The 2,124-nt window shown below is 39.7% G+C and carries 6 protein-coding genes; 2 read left to right on the forward strand and 4 right to left on the reverse strand.

Going from position 1 to position 2,124, the window contains the following annotated elements; genetic code table 11:
* The first annotated feature begins 24 nt into the window (after nt 1–24).
* Nucleotides 25–303, forward strand: coding sequence for a hypothetical protein (locus ACFIK6_RS09505; RefSeq protein WP_375642723.1), 279 nt, complete (start codon nt 25–27; stop codon nt 301–303).
* A gap of 44 nt (nt 304–347) precedes the next feature.
* On the opposite strand, the gene ACFIK6_RS09510 is transcribed toward ACFIK6_RS09505, so the two are convergent.
* The 4 genes from ACFIK6_RS09510 to ACFIK6_RS09525 form a co-directional block, all read right to left on the reverse strand.
* On the reverse strand, nt 348–629 hold the full coding sequence (locus ACFIK6_RS09510) for a type II toxin-antitoxin system YafQ family toxin (protein WP_208438264.1): 282 nt from the start codon (nt 627–629) through the stop codon (nt 348–350).
* Complete coding sequence (locus ACFIK6_RS09515) at nt 616–879, reverse strand: type II toxin-antitoxin system RelB/DinJ family antitoxin (RefSeq protein WP_375642722.1); 264 nt, start codon at nt 877–879, stop codon at nt 616–618. The genes ACFIK6_RS09510 and ACFIK6_RS09515 overlap by 14 nt, the downstream gene beginning before the upstream one ends.
* A 99-nt stretch (nt 880–978) precedes the next feature.
* Nucleotides 979–1,284, reverse strand: coding sequence for a BrnA antitoxin family protein (locus tag ACFIK6_RS09520; RefSeq protein ID WP_375618924.1), 306 nt, complete (start codon nt 1,282–1,284; stop codon nt 979–981).
* Nucleotides 1,262–1,528: a BrnT family toxin gene (locus ACFIK6_RS09525; protein WP_375642721.1), complete on the reverse strand. Its 267-nt coding sequence runs from the start codon at nt 1,526–1,528 to the stop codon at nt 1,262–1,264. Before ACFIK6_RS09525 ends, ACFIK6_RS09520 begins: the two co-directional genes overlap by 23 nt.
* 87 nt (nt 1,529–1,615) lie before the next feature.
* Between ACFIK6_RS09525 and ACFIK6_RS09530 the strand changes: the two genes are divergently transcribed.
* Nucleotides 1,616–2,124 (forward strand): hypothetical protein (locus ACFIK6_RS09530; protein ID WP_375677592.1); only part of this gene is annotated, 509 nt, incomplete at its 3' end.

Raw genomic sequence — 2,124 nt, forward strand, 5'->3', positions numbered from 1 at the left:
AAATAATACCGCATTACATGAGACATGGCTAAACACCTTTCCATGATAGAACGTAATGACAAAGGACATGAAGCACGCCGTTATTTTATTGAATGTGAAAAGAAACTAAAAAGCCAATCTGTTGATAATGAATTATTTTCTTATGAGTGTTTAAAAAAACATGCTGGTGTTGGAGAAATCTTAGGATTGGTGATGAGACGTTTGTTAGATGCAAATAACCTCGAAAAAGAGCTTGATCATTACAAATCAGTTATAAAAGAAGCTAAGCGCGTTTTCGCAAGCCCTATCGTGAAAGCTGCTTAGTTTAAAACAGGATTCATCTCCCCGTTTCAAAAGCGGGGAGGTGGTTAAAGATCAAGTTTTGAATGGGAGCCCAGACGCACTAAAATCAATCGATCTTGACCAATCAAGCGATAAATCAACACTAAGTCAGGTCGAATATGGCAATCTCGATAATTGCTCCAATTCCCAGTCAATGCATGGTCATGATATCGAGGTTCTAAAGGTTGATCATTTGCTAATGCTGCAATGATTTGGCGCAAATCAGTATCTAAAAGATGCCGATACCGTCCTTTCATTTCACGCTTGAAATCACGTTTGAAGATAGTGGTACGTTCAATCGTCCGCATAGAGATCATCAAATAATTCGTCTACGGAATGAAACTTTTTTAAGTTACCTTCCTCTAGTTCTGCAAAAGCCGCTATAGTTTCCGCATTAGGTTGAAACAAGAAGGACGGAATAGCTTTATCTTGTGCAATACGCATCATCAACACTCTCACAACATCACTTACTGATAAACCTGAAGCTTGAATAACTTGATTAGCGATATTTTGAATTTCTTCTGGTACACGCGCCTGAACCATACGACTAGCAGCCATAATGATCTCTCCTCTTGTAACTGTATTTCAATGTAATACAATTGAAGTTTAATTTCAACTGTAAAGCACAAATTTTTTAGAGGAGCGAGATCGTTTGGCTTAACATCCACTTGCTTTTTTTAAGACTTCACCCATACGTGTTCGCCAGTCTTTTCCTTGTTTTTTAAAAGAGGCAATAACGTTTGGGTCAAGGCGTAGAGTAACCGCTTGTTTAGGAGATTCAACGGGTGGACGCCCACGCTTACGGCGTTCTTCTGTTACATACTTAAAAAAGGAGGCTGGTAAAACGTCTTTAGCTGGCTTTAGACGTGCAAGTTCTTCATCTGTCAATGGTGGAGAATCCACAGCGTCCCAATCTTCTTTTGTGTAGCCACATCCTGTTTCAAAGGTTTTTTTGATAGTCATTGAAAACCTCTCTTTCTTTTTTATTCGCTTGACGAAAGCTGATAATGGATATTGCTTCATTGCCAAGCTTTGCAAAAACAATAACTGTTGTACCATCAGCAAAATATCCAATAGCCTTCATGCGGTTTGAATGGGTTGCATCAATAAAAGCATGTTCCCAGTCAAAGTAAATAACATCAGCAAAATCAAGCTTATGTTTAACAATGTTTAAAGCTCTTTTTGGTTCATCCCACACTATCTTCATATATTTTATGTACACGAAAAATAAAACCTTGTCAATAATTAAAGTGTACAATAATTCGTATAAGTGTTTCAGAAGGATAAACTCTCAATGACCAAGAAGCATCGTGAGGGTCTATCGGTTCGTGCGTTTGCGAAGAAGATGGGTGTTTCACATAATGCGGTTGTTTCTCGGATAAAGACAGGTAAATTTGATGCGGCTCTTTTTGAAGATGGTTCTGTCAATGAAGCGCTTGCAACAGCTATCTGGAATGAGAATCCAACAAAGCGCCTTGCTCCATTTTTAGCGCCGGATGGTCAAGCGCGCACAAAGATCAAACAAGTCTCTACAGAGGGTGCTAATGAATACAAGATTAAACTGGAGCGAATGCAAGTTGCTCTTGAAAGCGAAAAGATTGCCCTTGAACGCTTACGCGAAACAACCGTTGACCGTGAAGAAGTAAAGAGAGCAGCGCGTGAGTTTGGAAGAGCGCACCGTGACGCCATGTTGAATTTTCCTCATCGATTTGGTGCAAGCATTGCCGCACAAGTTGGATGTGATGCAGCCAGCCTTATTGGTGCTATTGATTATTATATGAGAACCGCTTTGCTTGAGGCGGT

The organism is Bartonella sp. AS69XJJH, from assembly GCF_042195585.1.
In the GTDB taxonomy this organism is placed as follows: domain Bacteria; phylum Pseudomonadota; class Alphaproteobacteria; order Rhizobiales; family Rhizobiaceae; genus Bartonella.

Bases quoted from the DNA above. Each gene is read 5' to 3' on its own strand.
- ACFIK6_RS09505 (WP_375642723.1), top strand. From the start codon at position 25: ATGGCTAAACACCTTTCCATGATAGAACGTAATGACAAAGGACATGAA.
- ACFIK6_RS09525 (WP_375642721.1), bottom strand. From the start codon at position 1,528: ATGAAGATAGTGTGGGATGAACCAAAAAGAGCTTTAAACATTGTTAAA.
- ACFIK6_RS09515 (WP_375642722.1), bottom strand. From the start codon at position 879: ATGGCTGCTAGTCGTATGGTTCAGGCGCGTGTACCAGAAGAAATTCAA.
- ACFIK6_RS09510 (WP_208438264.1), bottom strand. From the start codon at position 629: ATGCGGACGATTGAACGTACCACTATCTTCAAACGTGATTTCAAGCGT.
- ACFIK6_RS09520 (WP_375618924.1), bottom strand. From the start codon at position 1,284: ATGACTATCAAAAAAACCTTTGAAACAGGATGTGGCTACACAAAAGAA.